Below are 14898 nucleotides of genomic sequence, written 5' to 3'. Positions count from 1 at the left end.
GCCTCCCCTTTACCCCTCTCCCTGATATGCTTCACAGCATTACCGTATGTGCTCAACCTTTTGGAGTAATCAATGCCTCGCCTACGCGTCAAGCACTTTGGCCCTATCCGTGATGGTGTGAAAAACAATGGCTGGATAGAGCTCAAGCGCGTGACCGTGTTCGTGGGTAATCAGGGCTCAGGAAAAAGCACGTTAGCCAAGCTTTACTCGACCTTTTCATGGATCGAAAAAGCCCTGGAACGCGGTGATTACGATAAAAGCTGGTTCGAGGAAAATGATCGACTCACAAAAACATTTCTGAGCTACCACCGGCTAGAAAACTACGTTTCAGCCGATCAGAGAAACAAAACAGAAATCGATTACGAAGGTGATGCTTTCACGATCAAGTACGCTCGAGGCCAAATGCACATCACCAAGTCCAAGGCAAAGGAATATCACCTGCCTCAGATCATGTATGTGCCTGCCGAGCGAAACTTCATTTCCTATCTGAAGAATCCTGAGGAGCTACGGCTCTACTCCCCATCACTTACAGAGTTCCTAGCAGAATTTAACTACGCAAAGGAAAACATAAAAGGCTCCCTTTCTCTCCCGATCAACAATGCTGATCTCAAATACGATCTGCTCAAAAACACTTTGAGCATCAGTGAGTCCGCCTACACGCTGGAGTTGGCTGACGCCTCCAGCGGCTTCCAATCTGCCGTCCCCCTTCACTTGGTGAGTCAGTACCTGGCCAAACGCGTGTTTGAGCCCATAGCTCACCGACCGGACACGATGAGTTCCAAAGAGTTGGAGCGGTTCCGCAAAGAGACCTCAAAGCTTCTCACCGAGAATCTGACCATCGAACAGCAGCGTGCGTTGATATCTACGCTTTCCAAGCAATTCAACAAGACGGCTTTCATCAACATTGTCGAAGAGCCTGAGCAGAATCTCTACCCAACCTCACAATGGAGCGTTCTGCAAAGCCTTCTTGAGATTAGCAATCAAGGCGCTAACAACCAGTTAATACTGACGACCCACAGCCCTTATGTAGTGAATTACCTGACCATTGCAGTGCAAGGCAAACAGCTCTACGACAATATTCTGAAAAAAACTCGTGATGGTAGCCTGATCGCCAAGCTTGCCAATGTAATTCCCCTGCAAGTCTTGCTTGATGCAGATGATCTGGCTATCTACCAAGCCGATGAAAAGACAGGAAGCATTGCAAAGCTGCCAATGGCTGAAGGTATTCCTTCTGATAGCAATTATCTCAACGAGTCGCTTCGCGAAGGCAATGACATGTTTGATCGTCTCCTGGATATCGAGGAGGAACTGGAGGCGTGAATTTTCTCGATAGCGAGTGCCAGACAGGCCCCTTCGACGATCTAGAGTTTGGCCTTTGCGACGATCAACCCTCAGAAGTCGCTTACGTTGCTCTCAATCATCGAGAACAGTGGATCGCCACTGTAAAAAACCCGAGTCGAAAGCGTGTCACTTTTACAGCAATCGACAAGTGCGTCCTCAAAGACCACGAGGAGGCTGGTCGAGGACGCTGCGACTGCATGCTCACCACCGATGCTGCGATGTACCTCATAGAGCTAAAGGATTGGGGGCGAAGTAATTGGCAAAGCCACGCACTCGATCAACTAGAGTCGACTATCGAGTTTTTGCTTGCTACGCACGGTGAAGAGTTTCTGATCAACCACAGCCCCAAAAAAGCTCATGTATGTAACAGAAAAAAAGCGCCCTTCGTAGAAATTAATAATGTGCTGAAAAGGCGTTTTTCCAGGCACTACAACTTCCGCCTGGACATACAGACAACGGTCCAAATCGATTAAATCGATAAAGTGGCGGCGGTGAAAAAAATCAGCTAGTTTGCTTACGAATAATCTTCACAACCGAAACCGATCCACCGACTGCGCCAACTGCCCCGCCAGGCTCGACAGCTCATCCGTGGTATTCGCCGTCTGCCCGATCACCCGGCTATTGCCTTCGGACATCCCCGCAATCATCTCCACCTGATGGGCAATCTCGTTACTGGCCTGACTCTGTTCGCCAATGGTGCGGGTGATGTCGTTGACCAGTTGCGTGGTGCTCAATGTGGCCTCAAGGATCTCGCGAATCGCCCGTTCAACATCAGCTGTCACCGCCATGCCCTTGTCGACCTGCGCAACCCCGGCCTCCATGCTGCTGACCGCCTCGCGCGTGCTGTGCTGAATGCGCGCAACCATCGCGGCGATTTCCTGGGTTGAAGCGCTGGTACGGGCGGCAAGACTGCGCACTTCATCCGCCACCACCGCAAAACCCCTGCCCTGCTCGCCCGCCCGGGCAGCCTCGATGGCGGCGTTGAGTGCCAGCAGGTTGGTCTGGTCGGCGATGCTCTTGATCACCTGGATGATGTTGAAAATGGCTTCTGATTCCTGATCCAGCGTGCGGATCACCTGCGCCGACTGTTGCGCCGAACGGGCGATATCGTCCATGTCGCTGACCACTTGATGGATCACCTGCCCACCATTTTTGGCCAATGATTCGGCCTGATTGGCCATGCCCAGTGCGCGTTCGGCATGGCGGGTGATTTCCTCGATGCTCGCGGTCATCTCGCTCGCGGCGGCGGCCATGGTGCCGGCGGCGACGCTTTGCTGCTGGCTGCTGTCGGCGACCTGGTGGCAGCCATGGCTCAGTTGTTCGCTCATGCCGCTGACGCCGTGGGCGTTGCGCCGCACCACATCAATCATGTCGCGCAGATCGCGCTGCATGGTCGCCAGTGTGCGAATCAATACGCTGGCTTCGTCCTTGCCGGAGGGCTCGGCAATCGGTTCGCTGAGGTTGCCGTGGGCGATGCTCTCGGCAATACGACTGGCGGATCTGAGCGGCCCGAGGATGCTCGACATCACCCAGCGCCCTTGCGCCAGCAGCAACAGCAGGCTGACGATCAGCACCGCGCCAAGGGCGAGATTGGCATTGCGGATCGCCGTTTCCGTGCCCTGGCTGGTCTGCCGCGTATTGGTTTCAATCAATTCGCTTAACGCCGCCATCTGTTCTTCGAGCTGGCTGAACGCTGTGTTGAAGGTGCCCAGTTGTTGCTGCGCCGTTTCCGGGCTGTCCAGCGCCAGTCCGACAATCCGCTCGCCCGTGTCGATGTAAGTGTCGAGGCTCGGTTTGATCTGTTCCAGCGCCGAGCGCAACGTCGGGTTGACCGGCAATTTGAGATTGTCATCGAGCACTTCGCGAAAGTGTCCCGCGTGTTCATTGATCGAATCACGCACCTCGGTCGCCGAACTGGTGCTTTTGCCCAACCCCACCAGTAGCGCCGAATAGACATCGGCGCGCAGGGCGTCGTGCATCATGTCGGCTTCCATGTGATTGCGCAGCGCGCTCACGCTCACTGCGTTGTCGCTGACCGCCGACGCCATCCGCAGATTACCCACGTAGCTGACCAGACTCACTATCAAGGCTGTCAGCAGACTGGTAACAATCAGCAACACTAAACGCAGTTTGATCGACACCGTGAAATTCTCCCTGGGCACGCTGCAAAGCGCTTGTCAGACCTTGAGTTAAGCCTATTTGCGCCAATCTGCCGCGACGCAACGTGTCAGCGAATGTCCGGGCTGGCAGGCAACACCGGCAAAACTTTCGGATTGTGCACCGAGTCTCACATTACAATGCCGTCGGCAGCCTTCATCGCCCGTTAATGCGTACAGGCTATTGAGTCGGCCTTCTGAACACTCGTGCAGCAAAAAGGAACGCTTATGAAACGCGCACTATGGTTGGGTCTAGTCAGCACTCTGGCGATCGGCACCGCGCAAGCGGCAAGCGAAAAAGTCGCCATCAATCTGGTCAGCGCCGAGGGTGCGCCGCAGGCAATCGGGGCTGTCACCATCAGTGAGACACCGTATGGCTTGCTGTTCACGCCTGACCTCAAATCCCTGCCGGCCGGTGTGCATGGTTTTCATGTCCATGAAAACGGCAGCTGCGAGGCGGGCATGAAAGATGGCGTCAAAGGCGCCGCACTCGCGGCCGGTGGCCATTTCGACCCGCAGAAAACCGGCAAGCATCTGGGCCCTTACGCTGACGGGCATCTGGGCGACCTGCCGGCGGTCTACGTGACGGCTGACGGCGTCGCCAGTTATCCGGTGCTGGCGCCGCGCCTGAAGAAAATTGCCGAGATCAAAGGCCACGCGCTGATGATCCATGCCGGCGGTGATAACCATGCCGACATGCCCAAACCGCTGGGTGGCGGCGGCGACCGCATGGCCTGTGGCGTGATCTGAGCGCAACAAATCGGGCAACCCGCAATGGCGTTGCCCGACGCCATCCGATCATCGACACGGAACTACCACCCTCCGAGCCCCTCTCACATTATGTAGTACTTCCCTTTTGCTTCGCGCTTGTGGAGGAATACCGTCATGCGCAAGTTAGTGCTCGTTTCTTCTTTACTCTTATGCCTGCCGGTCGGTTCCGCACTGGCCCGTGTCGATGCGGGCGATGTCGCGACTTCGGCGGGTGTCTCCGCGTCGCTGTACTCGACCTTCAAGGATCACAAAATGGTGATTCCGGCCCGTGACGACCTGTCTGCATTTGTCGCCAGTGGCGGGGCCATTCGTGGGGTTTATCTTGAGTCGGTGCTGCAACAGGTTCGTCAGGACAATCCCGGCATCAATGCCAGCGATGAAGACCTGGCCAATGCGATTCTGGTGCATTACGAGGGGCTGAATCAGTAAGCCGAGAGGAACGCGGCCGCCGATGGATGGCAGCTCAAGGCTGATAGGCAAAACTGTCCGACGGCCTCTATGATGGAGGCCATGACGACTTCCGCGCCCCTGCGCTCACCCTGCCCGCCCGGCGCCTGCATTTGCGGGCGCGACCCGTTGCTGGAGATGCCCGGCGCGGATTTGCGCATCCTGCGCCTGACCCGCGAGGAAGAGAAACGCTTGCTCGCGCGCCTGGAAACGCTCAAGGACCTGGCTGACCTCAGACATCTGCAACAGCGCATGTATGAGCAACTGGGCATTCGCGTTGATGTCGCACCCGGTTTCAATGAAGTGCGCACGATGCGCGGCATTGCCATACAGATCGATGAGTTGCCCGGCCTGTGCCGCAAGACACGCCAGGCCATTCCGGCGGCGATTCGCCGAGGTCTGGAAAATCACCCGCAAATCGCCTTCGAATTGCTCAACGCGCACGACTTGCTGCGCGACACCTGATCACTTTTTCATGCCGACCCGTTTGCGCATCTCCGCGGTGATGCTCTGACGGGTTTTCTTCATGTCCGCCCACGGCTCATCGCCGACCGCCGCCAGCCGCTCATGGACGTTGTGCACGTTCCACTGATTGCCGCCCTTGATCTCGGCCACCTCTTCGCGAAACAGCGGCACGGACACCGGCAGGCCTTCGCGAGTACGCGCGGCATAAGCGCAAATGGTTGTCGCTCCAAGGCCGTTGCGCAGGTAATCGATGAAGATTCGCCCCACACGATTTTTTGGCCCGGACACCGCCGAAAACCGATCCGGCAACAGTTTGGCCATATGACTGACAATGGCGTGGCTGAAGTCTTTAACCTCGTCCCAACCGAGTTTGCGGGTCAGCGGAACCACCAGGTGGATGCCCTTGCCGCCACTGGTCTTGAGAAAGGCTTTGAGCCCCAGTTCATCCAGCACCGTTAGCGTCAGCGCAGTGGCCTCGACCATACTTTTCCATGGCAGCGCCGGGTCCGGATCGAGGTCGAGAACGAAGCGATCGGGCGTCTCCAGATCAACCGTGGTGGCATTCCAGGTGTGCAGTTCGACGGTGCTCATCTGCACCGCGCCGATCAGCGCTTCGGCGTTGTTGATCAGCATCACCGGTTGGCCGGTAACATCTTTGTCCGGCGTGGTAATGCCGGGGATCGCCAGGCGCTCGGCATTCTTCTGGAAGAACAATTCGCCAGCGATGCCATCCGGCGCCCGCACCAGCGCCACCGGGCGATCCTTGAGTTGCGGCAGGATCCATTCGGCAACGCTGGCGTAATACTCGGCCAGTTGCATTTTGGTGGTACCGCTGACGGCGTCGATCACCCGGTCCGGGTGGGTGATGCGCACTTTGCCGTTGGCCAGGCCGAGTTGCGATGGCGCGGTTTCGGCTGTCGGCGGCTTGCTGGCGGCGGCTTTTTTCGCCGGTTTCTTTGCGGCGCTCTTCTTTTGGGGAGTCTTCACGGGCTTCGCTCGCTCCTCGCTGATGTCCTTGGCCGGTTTGTCATCGCGCAAACCATGGAACACGGCGTGGCGCACCGAACCGTCCTTGGTCATTTCAGCGAACGCCACCTCTGCCAGCAACTTCGGTTTGAGCCAATGCACGCCTTTGGCTTCAAAGCCGCTTGGCGGATTGACCATCGCGGCCTGCTTCGCCTGCAACGGTTTGAGCCGGGCGAGGATGCTTTTCAGCGTGGTTTCATTGAACCCGGTGCCGACCTTGCCGGCGTAGCGCAATTCGCCACTGTCGCGATCATGCAGGCCCAGCAGCAATGCACCGAAGGCGCTGCGCGAGCCTTTGGGATCGGTATAGCCGACGATCACGAATTCCTGACGGTGTTTGCACTTGAGCTTGATCCAGTCGCCGCTGCGCCGCGATACATAAGCCGAGCCTAGACGCTTGCCGATCAGGCCCTCCATCTGCATCTGGCAGGCACTGTTGAGCAACGCCTCCGGGGTTTCATCGAAGGCTTCGGAGAAGCGCAACAACGGTTGCTCATGCGCGCCGAGCACCGTGGCCAGTGCCGCGCGGCGCTCCTCCACCGGCACTTCGCGCAGATCGACACCGTTGAGGTACGGCAAGTCGAACAGGTAGTAGAGGATGTCAGTGCCTTTACCGGAATCGAAGGCGTTTTGCAGGGCCTGAAAGTCCGGCACGCCGTGTTCATTGGCGACCACCATTTCACCGTCGAGCCAGGCCGATTCCAGGCCCAGTGCGGCCAGCGCTTCGGCCTGTTTCGGTAACTTGTGCGTCCAGTCGTGACCATTGCGGGTGAACAGTTGCACCTGACCATGATCGATCCGCGCCATGATCCGGTAGCCGTCGAACTTGATCTCGTAGCTCCACTCCCCTTGCGGTGCGCTGTCCACCAGCGTCGCCAGTTGCGGCTTGAGCTGCGCCGGGATTTTCGCCTTGTGTGCGCCCGCAAGCTTGCCCGACGCCGCCTTGCGAGACTTGGGCCGCGTCTTCTCCTGCCTGGCCACCAGCTTGGGTTTATCGACCAGAGTGCGTTCGCTCAGCACGCTGTCCGGCTCGGCGACCAACACGTCGTAATCATCCTGCGGGCGGGCGGCATTGTCTTGATGCTTGATCAGAAACCAGTTTTCCTTTTTGCCCGGCATGTGCGTGCGCACCAGGTTCCAGACCCCGGCGAGTTTTTCGCCCTGAAGCTCGAATTTGAGCTTGCCCTTAGCGTACGCCTGCTGCGGATCCTCCAGCGGAATCCACACGCCGCGATCCCACACGATCACATCACCGGCGCCGTAATGCCCCTCGGGAATACTGCCTTCGAACGTCGCGTAGTCCAGCGGATGGTCTTCGACATGCACCGCCAGACGCTTGACCTTGGGGTCGAGCGACGGCCCCTTCGGCACCGCCCAGCTTTTCAGCGCCCCATCGAGTTCCAGGCGAAAGTCGTAATGCAGGTGCGAGGCGTCATGTTTCTGGATGCAGAACTGCAGAGCGTGTTCCGCAGCAGTCTTCTTGCCCGAACGCTTGACGGCGGCCGGCTCCGACGTCGCCGAGAAATCGCGCATGCGGTTGTAGTCGTCGAGGTTCCTGCTCATAGCGCACCTGCCTGGTTTCAGCCTGTCCGAGTCACGGTCAATACCACCGCAGCGATTCGGTCGACCCGTTGATAACCGGGATTGAGCAGCTCTTCACCGAACACATCAGGATCGATTTCCCGGTACGTCCAGCCGAACCGCGCTTGATCCAGCCGCGGCAGCACCGTGTCGAGAAACGGATCGCGGCCATCTACCATCGCCACCCCGGTGTAGAGCAGCAACGAGCCGCCGGGGGTCAGCCGGTTGAGTGCCTGCTCGACGATGCGCAGCGACAGGCCTGCGCCCAGCGTGCCGCCGCCATGGCGGTAAGCACGCTCCGCCGGGTCGGCCATGTACGGTGGATTGGCGACAATCAGATCGAATTCGCCGTCGACCCCTTGCAGCAGGTCACTGGCGTGCGCCTCGACGCTGGCAACGTCTGCCAGTGCCGCGTTGATTTTGGTCAGGCGCAGCGCGGCGGGGTTGATATCCAGCGCCAGCACTTGCGCTTCGCGGCGGGCGCGACCGATCAGAATCGCGCCGACACCCGCACCGCAGCCGATGTCCACGGCGCGGTGGATCGGCGCGAAATTCTGTTGCAAGTGAGCGTGAATCACTTGCGCGAATCGATAGGTATCCGGGCCGAAAAACACCGAGTCGGCCGCGTCGGTGGGAAACGCCGAATGGACAAACAGCAGATCATCCAGGCTCGACCAGCGCACACGACTTTTCAGATGGCCTTCGTAGGTATCGATGACTTGAGCTTCCTGTAACTGCCGTTGCTCGTCAGCAGACAACAGTCCCGGTTCGAAGGGGCGCGACCAACCAAAGACATCGCGCAGGGAGTCAGCAAACTGGCCCTCGTCGCGCTGGTTGACACGCTGATGGGTCAGCGGTGTCGGCGTGATGAAACGGTAACCATCAGCCTGCAAACGCCGCCCCAAATGCAGCAGGGCGAGATCGTGGGTGGACAGTTGTTCTTCCTGATTCATTGAGGATGTCCTTATGGCAAACGAGATTTCAGTTCGATGAACCGGCGGGTGGCGAGCAGTCCGGCAGGATGCGCGTGCCGTGCCGGCGCAAGCCAAGGGATCAGGATCGCCATTTGTGCGTGGCCGTCCTGCCCATGCAGCGCCTCGTTGAGTTGCTGTACATCGGGATCCTGTTCGGGCACCTCGATGGGTGCATTGACCGGCGCGTGTCGACGCAACGCCGCGGCTTTTTTCGCAGGTTTCCAGTCGCCGGCAATCCAGTCGTGTACCAGTTGTTTTTCGAAGGCACTGAACACGCCGAACATCGCCGCGCCGTCGCCATCGATCAACTGCCAGAAACGGCTGTTCTGGGGGTCTTCGTGGCGCTTGATCCAGCCTTTATCCTGCAGTGCTTGCAGGAAACCGGGCAGATGCTGCGGCTCGGCCAGCCACTGGTTGACGGTTTTGCCTTCAAAGCGGCAATAGTCCGAGTGCATGTGCTGGGCGAACGGGCACTTGCGTTCGAGCATCGCGAGCAATTCGCTGTGCAGATCGAACCCTTCGATGATCGCGCGGCTGCCCAGCCCCAGATCATTGAGTCGATAACCCAGCGATACCCTGCGCAGAAAATCGGCGCGATCAGCCTCAAGCGGCAACAGATCCAGCACCGCTTGCACGGCTTTTTGCGCATGGCCGGTGCTGGCGTTGTCGATGGTCACATGCAGGGTGAAATAGTAAGGATCGATGCCCAGCTCACTGAGTTCGTAACTGCTGATCAGCAAGTGCAAAGGCAATTGCTCATAGCCGAGGTTGTAGCCAATCACCTCCGGCAAAAACTCATCGCCGCAGACACCAAGCGCCAATTGCAAAGCCCCTTGCAGGTAACGTTCATCGTCGAGGGGGCTGGCGTTTTCCAGATCGTGTTCAGCGAGCAGTTTGCGGTAGATCACCACATGGTTTTGCGCCGGATTGCCCTCGCCGAGTTCTTCCAGATAGGTGCAGAGCAAGCCGCTGAAACGCGGGTCGCGCCAATGCTGCAACAAGCCATATAACCAGGCGCCGTCAACCCGCTTGGTCGGCGCCACCGCTTGCAAGAAGTACAGCGCATGAGCCTTGCTGCTGAAGAATTGCCGTGGCCCGCCGGCCTTGCGTTGTTGCAGGTAATCGGCGTATTGCCGGGCAACATCGGCACAATGCGCAGCGACCCAGGCGTACCAGGTGGATGGATCTTCTGGCAGCTCCTCGGGCAACTCTGCAGCACATTTCAGCTGTTCAGTCAGGAATGCGCGCGCGAGGGCGTGTGGGTTGTCTTCGCGCAGCAGCGCTTGATAAATGCCACGGATATTTCCGGCAGGATCTATCGCTTGTGGTTGGGCAGGCGCAGCTTGCAGGCGTGTCAGGACAGTCATGGCAATGTTCTCGGTCGGTTTGGCAGGACGCTGTTTCGTACGTCTCTACAGAAGCAGAGAGGCGCTGCGTGCCAAAAATTCAATCGACGTGAAAATTGCCCGGACAGACGGCGAGCCTCCGCCCCTGGAGTTACGGACGAAGGCTGAGATCATCGGTACAGGGTTAAGCCGTGCCTTTGGCCTGCTGCTCCAGATGCACCTGCAATTGCGGATCAATCTGCAACGCCGCCGCCAGTTCATCCAGATAATTGCGTTCGGCGTCTTGTTGGTCGTCCACCAGCATCACGCTGGCCAGGTACATTTCGGCGGCCACTGCCGGGTCGTTGTTGGCGGATTTTGCGACCTCGTAGGGGTCGAGGGGTTTGGCGACTTCGGCGTCCAGCCACTGCTGCAATTGCGGATCATCGGTGTGTTTGCCGATTTCGCTGCTGATCAGGTGCTTTTCTGTCTCGTCAATGCGGCCATCTGCCTTGGCGGCCGCGATCAATGCGCGCAGCACGGCGTGGCTGTGTTCTTCGATTTCCGGGCCGGCGAGCAGATTGGCCGTTTGCGGTGTTTGCTGCGGTGCCGCGCTGGCCTGGCTGCGTTGCCAGGCCTGATACGCCTGGTACGCCATCATGCCCAGCGACGCCAGCGCCGCATAATTGGTCCCGCCAGAACGACTTTGCGTGCCACCACCGCCAAGCGCGCCACCCAAGCCGCCAGCACCGCCGCCGAGCAGCCCACCGAGCAGACCGCCCAGTCCGCCAAGCCCACCCGCAGGAGAGCCACCGCGAGTGCCAGTGGAATCGGCACCACCGAGCAAACCGCCCAGCAATCCACCGAGACCACCCAGACCGCCACCGGCCGAGGCGCCACTTTGTTGTCCTGCCGAGGCTTGGCCCCGCAGCAGTTGTTCAAGCAAATCGCTGGTGTTCATGACGTCATCCTCAGGCATTGGCATTGACTGCGTCTGGCAACGATAGACCGCTGCGGCCATTGCGCCAGCACCGTTTGGCTGAGGCCGATAAAGCCTGCCGATTTCGCCTGCGTATTTTTTCCGAGGCCAGCTAAGATTCAAGGAGGGTGAACCTTATCCCGGCCAAACCGGTCGATAGCTGCAACCCGACCCGGTTCGCCGGCATCCTTGCAACTCAAGGGTGATAACCGGCTAGCTTCACTTTCTGGAGAACGCCCCCGTGATATCAACCGTCCACATTGCCAGGCTCAAGGCCTGGGGCGCCCATGGTTTTACCGCGACCGGCGTGGTCACGGCGTTTCTGGCCACCCTCGCCCTGCTGGAAAACCAGCCCGTCCATTGCCTGATGTGGCTGGGTGTGGCGCTGATCGTCGATGGCCTCGACGGCGCACTGGCGCGCAAGGTCAATGTGCAATCGGTGCTACCGAGTTTCGACGGTTCGATCCTCGATCTGGTGATCGATTACCTGACCTACGTGTTCATTCCGGCACTGTTCATCTATCGCTACATTCCGCTACCCGACTACACGCTGTTGCTGACGGTGTCGCTGATTCTGGTGTCATCGCTGTTCTGCTTCTGCAACGTCAACATGAAGAGCAAGGACAACTACTTTGTCGGTTTTCCGGCCGCGTGGAACGTGGTTGCGTTGTGTCTTTACATCATCGGACCAGGGCCGTGGATTACCTTTCTGACGGTGATTGGTCTGGCGTTGCTGACGGTGACGCGGATGAAGTTCCTGCACCCTTTCCGCGTGCGCCGGTTCATGCCGATCAATATTGCCGTGACGGCGATCTGGTTACTGTGCAGCCTGTCGCTGGTGCTCAATCACCCGGTAATCAACCCGATGGTGATGGGTTTGTGGTTGCTGATGTCGGCGTACTTCCTGGGGATCTGCATCTGGCGTACGGCGCTGGAGTGGTTTGATCGCTCGCAGGTGAAGTAGTCCCCAGATACAACACATTCCCCCTGTGGGAGCGGGCTTGCTCGCGAATGCGCAGGTTCAGTCGACTTATTCAGTGACTGGCAGTCCGTATTCGCGAGCAAGCCCGCTCCCACAGGGAGATGTTGTTAATCTGGACTAGCGCTTGGTAATCACCACCTCCAGATACTCACTGGGCACCACCAGCGAGTCCTGCCCCGCCCGGTTCGACCGGTTCAGCAAGTCCGCCAGATCACTTTCCAGCGCCTGACCGCTTTCCGGCGGCAGCGCTGCGAAGGCCTTGTGCACCGGCCCGTACCAATGGCGGAAGATATCAATGAAATGCGCCGCCGAGCGGTAGCGGAAGTTGAAGCTGCGGCGAGTCACCTGCACGACAAAATCCTTATCCTTGAAGTGCTCATGCAACCACACTTCCGTGCCCCAGTTTGAGGGCGGTTGCGCAATGGCTGGCGGCGGCAGATGCCGGCCAAGGGTCTTGAACATCTGGCCGACGAAGCCTTCCGGCGTCCAGTTGGCCAGACCGATCCGCCCCCCGCGTCGGCAAACCCGCCCCAGTTCGGCGGCAGCGGTGGCTTGATCCGGGGCGAACATCACCCCGAACGTCGACAACACCGCAGCAAAACTGCCGTCGGCAAACGGCAACGCTTCGGCGTCGGCGACCTGAAAAGTCACGTCCAGATGCTCGGCCCGCGCGCGGTCCTGGCCACGCTCAAGCAGCGCCGCGACGTAATCGGTGGAAGTGACCAGACAACCGCGCCGTGCCGCCGCCAGCGTCGCGTTACCGTTGCCGGCCGCAACGTCCAGCACTTGCTCATCACAGCGCAGGTCGCAGGCTTCGGCGAGGTTCTCGCCGACAATCTGCAGCGTCGTGCCGATCAAGGCATAGTCGCCACTGGCCCAGGCGACTTTCTGGCGTTCTTTCAAAGCGCTCAGATCAATTGGGGGACTCATCGATGGGTGCTCCGCAACCGGTGGCCGACAATAACCCTGTTCGCTCACTATCGCGCCGAGGCTGCCCGACGTCCTTGCCGGTCGTCTGCCAGGCCGGCAAAACAGTGATCTGGCCGATGAGTGGAAGGGTTTTGTAAAGCGCGCGAAACACTGAGAAGTTGCCAACCCCTGTGCTGATCGGCTTCTATGCGGGCGAACGTCACGAATGGAATCCGCCAATGTCTATCCGCCTCGAATGGCTGAGTCAGTGCATGCAGCACAGCGACACCTATGCCGCCTGGATCCATCAGCAATTTGATTACGAATATGCCCATCAGCCCTTGAGCGAGTGGCAGCGTGAATTTGCCGAGGGCCAAAGCAATGGCGACTGGTCTTGTCTGGTTGCGCTGGACGGTGAACGGCTGGTGGGCGGCGCGGCGCTGGCCCGCGACGATCTTGCTCAGCGCCCCGATCTTGGCCCTTGGCTGGCCTGTGTATTCGTCGATCCCGCCGCTCGCGGGCAAGGTCTGGCGGAGCAGTTGATCGAAGGGATTTGTCGGGAGGCAACACAACGCGGTCTGCCACGTCTTTATCTGCATACGCAGACCAAACAGGCGTACTACGCCAAGCGCGGCTGGCAAGTCATGGAGCGTTTTCGCGCCTGGGACAACGACCAATGGCTCATGGTGCGTGACCTCTGAGCCATTGAATTCAACGATCAGGCTGCAGGCACTTTGGCCTCTTGCAGCAGTTGTTGAATCATTTGCTCCTGCGCCGCGTAACTGCCTTCGCCGAAGTGGCTGTAACGCAGCTGGCCTTTGGCGTCGATGAGGTAATGCGCCGGCCAGTACTGATTATCGAAATTGCGCCAGATCGCATAGTCGTTGTCGATGGCTACCGGGTAGGTGATGCCGAGTTTCTTCACCTGATCCTTGACGTTGTCGATGATCCGCTCGTAGCCGTATTCCGGGGTGTGAACGCCGATCACCACCAGACCATCCTTTTCATACTTCTTCGCCCAGTCTTTGACATACGGCAGGGTGTGCTGGCAGTTGATGCAGTCGTAGGTCCAGAAATCCACCAGCACCACTTTGCCGTGCAGTGACTCGGCGCTCAGTTCCGATGAATTCAGCCATTGCACCGCACCCGCCAGAGACGGCATCGCGCCTTTGCTGTCATCCATCATCGACTCCGCACGAACCTTGCTGACAACGTAGTCGACCACTTTCGGCACGCTTTCCAGCACGCTTTTTTCGAGGCTGGCGACGCCTTCGGAAGACGTGCCGGCCAGTAGCGTTTTATCGGCACCGGTAGAAATCACCGCCGCCGTAGCGAGCACCGCAACACCGGCACCCCGGCGCAACCAACCGGTGAACGGGATCGATGGTTTCAAGCGGTTGACCAGCCCACGACCGGCGAAAATCAGCGTCCCCAGCGACAAGGCACTGCCCGCGCCGTACGCCAGCAATAACAGGCTGGTCTGTGCATTGGCGCCCTGCAGCATCGCACCGGTGAGGATCACGCCAAGGATCGGCCCGGCGCACGGAGCCCACAACAGACCGGTGGCGACACCCAGCATGATCGACCCCGTCGGGCCGGCCTTCTTGCGCGTCCCTGGGTCGAGACGGTTGCCGAGCATGACAAACGGCCGCGTCAGCCAATCTCCAACGCGCGCAGAAATCAGCGACAGGGCGAACAACACCATCACGATCAGCGCAATGTGGCGGCCGCTGTTACTGGCTTGAATCACCCATTCGCTGCTCACCACGGCCAGGCTGGCAACCAAGGCAAAGGTCAGGGCCATGCCGCCGAGGGTCAGCAGGATCGAGGCACGGCTGCGATTCGCCCCGGCAAACAGAAACGGCACCACCGGCAGGATGCAGGGGCTGAGGAGGGTCAAGAGACCACCGAGGAAAGCGATGAGATACATGAAGATCACCCT

At 59.1% G+C, this 14898-nt stretch carries 14 protein-coding genes and 1 pseudogene; 7 read left to right on the top strand and 8 right to left on the bottom strand.

Annotated features, from left to right (window positions below):
* The first annotated feature begins 72 nt into the window (after positions 1 to 72).
* Positions 73 to 1320, top strand: a complete 1248-nt coding sequence (locus tag CKW18_RS03795) for an AAA family ATPase (RefSeq protein WP_095187538.1) — start codon at positions 73 to 75, stop codon at positions 1318 to 1320.
* Positions 1317 to 1814 carry a hypothetical protein gene (locus tag CKW18_RS03790; protein WP_095187537.1) on the top strand — a complete coding sequence of 166 codons (498 nt, stop codon included), beginning with the start codon at positions 1317 to 1319 and terminating at the stop codon, positions 1812 to 1814. Before CKW18_RS03795 ends, CKW18_RS03790 begins: the two co-directional genes overlap by 4 nt.
* A gap of 54 nt (positions 1815 to 1868) precedes the next feature.
* Here CKW18_RS03790 and CKW18_RS31410 read toward each other — a convergent pair whose 3' ends face one another.
* Entirely contained in the window at positions 1869 to 2594 is a 726-nt protein-coding gene (locus tag CKW18_RS31410) for a methyl-accepting chemotaxis protein (protein WP_371857609.1), read from the bottom strand.
* Between the two features lie 129 nt (positions 2595 to 2723).
* A pseudogene (locus CKW18_RS31405) lies at positions 2724 to 3482 on the bottom strand (MCP four helix bundle domain-containing protein); the annotation flags it as partial.
* 243 nt (positions 3483 to 3725) lie between these two features.
* Here CKW18_RS31405 and sodC point away from each other — a divergent pair.
* The 3 genes from sodC (at position 3726) to CKW18_RS03770 (ending at position 5180) form a co-directional block, all read left to right on the top strand.
* Positions 3726 to 4247, top strand: coding sequence for a superoxide dismutase family protein (gene sodC, locus CKW18_RS03780; RefSeq protein ID WP_095187535.1), 522 nt, complete (start codon positions 3726 to 3728; stop codon positions 4245 to 4247).
* A 135-nt stretch (positions 4248 to 4382) separates the two neighbouring features.
* Entirely contained in the window at positions 4383 to 4697 is a 315-nt protein-coding gene (locus CKW18_RS03775; RefSeq protein ID WP_016983279.1) for a DUF2388 domain-containing protein, read from the top strand.
* An 81-nt stretch (positions 4698 to 4778) separates the two neighbouring features.
* Positions 4779 to 5180: a hypothetical protein gene (locus CKW18_RS03770; protein ID WP_170947214.1), complete on the top strand. Its 402-nt coding sequence runs from the start codon at positions 4779 to 4781 to the stop codon at positions 5178 to 5180.
* Here CKW18_RS03770 and ligD read toward each other — a convergent pair whose 3' ends face one another.
* From ligD to CKW18_RS03750, 4 genes are all read right to left on the bottom strand, one after another.
* Complete coding sequence (ligD, locus tag CKW18_RS03765) at positions 5181 to 7769, bottom strand: DNA ligase D (RefSeq protein ID WP_095187533.1); 2589 nt, start codon at positions 7767 to 7769, stop codon at positions 5181 to 5183.
* A gap of 17 nt (positions 7770 to 7786) precedes the next feature.
* Positions 7787 to 8740, bottom strand: coding sequence for a class I SAM-dependent methyltransferase (locus CKW18_RS03760; RefSeq protein WP_095187532.1), 954 nt, complete (start codon positions 8738 to 8740; stop codon positions 7787 to 7789).
* Positions 8741 to 8751: 11 nt separating this feature from the next.
* On the bottom strand, positions 8752 to 10128 hold the full coding sequence (locus CKW18_RS03755) for an iron-containing redox enzyme family protein (protein ID WP_095187531.1): 1377 nt from the start codon (positions 10126 to 10128) through the stop codon (positions 8752 to 8754).
* 163 nt (positions 10129 to 10291) lie between these two features.
* A complete protein-coding gene (locus tag CKW18_RS03750) occupies positions 10292 to 11047 on the bottom strand; it encodes a tellurite resistance TerB family protein (RefSeq protein ID WP_095187530.1) in 756 nt (251 codons plus the stop codon).
* Between the two features lie 259 nt (positions 11048 to 11306).
* On the opposite strand from CKW18_RS03750, the gene pcsA reads away from it, so the two are divergent.
* Positions 11307 to 12029 carry a phosphatidylcholine synthase gene (gene pcsA, locus CKW18_RS03745; RefSeq protein WP_095187529.1) on the top strand — a complete coding sequence of 241 codons (723 nt, stop codon included), beginning with the start codon at positions 11307 to 11309 and terminating at the stop codon, positions 12027 to 12029.
* A 135-nt stretch (positions 12030 to 12164) separates the two neighbouring features.
* Here pcsA and CKW18_RS03740 read toward each other — a convergent pair whose 3' ends face one another.
* Positions 12165 to 12977 (bottom strand): class I SAM-dependent methyltransferase, encoded by an 813-nt coding sequence (locus tag CKW18_RS03740; protein ID WP_095187528.1) that lies wholly within the window; start codon positions 12975 to 12977, stop codon positions 12165 to 12167.
* Positions 12978 to 13195: 218 nt separating this feature from the next.
* Between CKW18_RS03740 and CKW18_RS03735 the strand changes: the two genes are divergently transcribed.
* Positions 13196 to 13657 (top strand): GNAT family N-acetyltransferase, encoded by a 462-nt coding sequence (locus CKW18_RS03735; RefSeq protein ID WP_095187527.1) that lies wholly within the window; start codon positions 13196 to 13198, stop codon positions 13655 to 13657.
* Between the two features lie 17 nt (positions 13658 to 13674).
* On the opposite strand, the gene CKW18_RS03730 is transcribed toward CKW18_RS03735, so the two are convergent.
* Complete coding sequence (locus CKW18_RS03730; protein ID WP_095187526.1) at positions 13675 to 14886, bottom strand: cytochrome c biogenesis protein DipZ; 1212 nt, start codon at positions 14884 to 14886, stop codon at positions 13675 to 13677.
* Positions 14887 to 14898: the final 12 nt, after the last annotated feature.

Origin of the sequence: Pseudomonas sp. Irchel 3E19 (assembly GCF_900187585.1) — a bacterium.
Taxonomy (GTDB): Bacteria; Pseudomonadota; Gammaproteobacteria; order Pseudomonadales; family Pseudomonadaceae; genus Aquipseudomonas; species Aquipseudomonas baetica.
The sequence above is the reverse complement of the archived record's forward strand: the minus strand, read 5'-3'. Positions and strand labels throughout refer to the sequence as shown.

Coding starts and splice junctions, on each gene's coding strand:
- CKW18_RS03755 (WP_095187531.1), bottom strand. CDS start 10,128: ATGACTGTCCTGACACGCCTGCAAGCTGCGCCTGCCCAACCACAAGCG.
- CKW18_RS03730 (WP_095187526.1), bottom strand. CDS start 14,886: ATGTATCTCATCGCTTTCCTCGGTGGTCTCTTGACCCTCCTCAGCCCC.
- CKW18_RS03795 (WP_095187538.1), top strand. CDS start 73: ATGCCTCGCCTACGCGTCAAGCACTTTGGCCCTATCCGTGATGGTGTG.
- CKW18_RS03775 (WP_016983279.1), top strand. CDS start 4,383: ATGCGCAAGTTAGTGCTCGTTTCTTCTTTACTCTTATGCCTGCCGGTC.
- CKW18_RS03735 (WP_095187527.1), top strand. CDS start 13,196: ATGTCTATCCGCCTCGAATGGCTGAGTCAGTGCATGCAGCACAGCGAC.
- CKW18_RS03750 (WP_095187530.1), bottom strand. CDS start 11,047: ATGAACACCAGCGATTTGCTTGAACAACTGCTGCGGGGCCAAGCCTCG.
- CKW18_RS03740 (WP_095187528.1), bottom strand. CDS start 12,977: ATGAGTCCCCCAATTGATCTGAGCGCTTTGAAAGAACGCCAGAAAGTC.
- ligD (WP_095187533.1), bottom strand. CDS start 7,769: ATGAGCAGGAACCTCGACGACTACAACCGCATGCGCGATTTCTCGGCG.
- CKW18_RS31410 (WP_371857609.1), bottom strand. CDS start 2,594: ATGGCCGCCGCCGCGAGCGAGATGACCGCGAGCATCGAGGAAATCACC.
- sodC (WP_095187535.1), top strand. CDS start 3,726: ATGAAACGCGCACTATGGTTGGGTCTAGTCAGCACTCTGGCGATCGGC.
- CKW18_RS03760 (WP_095187532.1), bottom strand. CDS start 8,740: ATGAATCAGGAAGAACAACTGTCCACCCACGATCTCGCCCTGCTGCAT.
- CKW18_RS03770 (WP_170947214.1), top strand. CDS start 4,779: ATGACGACTTCCGCGCCCCTGCGCTCACCCTGCCCGCCCGGCGCCTGC.